At 30.2% G+C, this 286-nt stretch carries 1 protein-coding gene; it reads right to left on the bottom strand.

The window, feature by feature from the left end:
* Positions 1-286 (bottom strand): ATP-binding cassette domain-containing protein (locus G3997_RS03515; protein WP_296648181.1); only part of this gene is annotated, 286 nt, incomplete at both ends.

The following is a 286-nucleotide window of genomic DNA, read 5'->3' as shown; positions in this document are numbered from 1 at the left end:
ARTTTGACATTGGCTCATCTAGTAAAAGCATTGTAGGCTCTGTTGCTAATGCTCTTGCAATTGCTACTCTTTGTTGTTGCCCTCCAGATAATTCATCTATTCTTTTATTTCTAAAATCAATAAGACCTGCTAAGTTTAAATATGTTTCACATTTATCCTTAATAACATTTTTAGGTAGCTTTTTTATTTTCAATCCATATGCTATATTTTCTTCTACTGTCATATTAGGGAATAGTGCATAATTTTGAAAAACTGTTCCCATATTTCTTTTTTCTGGTGGTAAGTT

Source organism: Romboutsia sp. 13368 (assembly GCF_018336475.1).
Classification (GTDB): Bacteria; Bacillota; Clostridia; order Peptostreptococcales; family Peptostreptococcaceae; genus Romboutsia.
The sequence above is the reverse complement of the archived record's forward strand: the minus strand, read 5'-3'. Positions and strand labels throughout refer to the sequence as shown.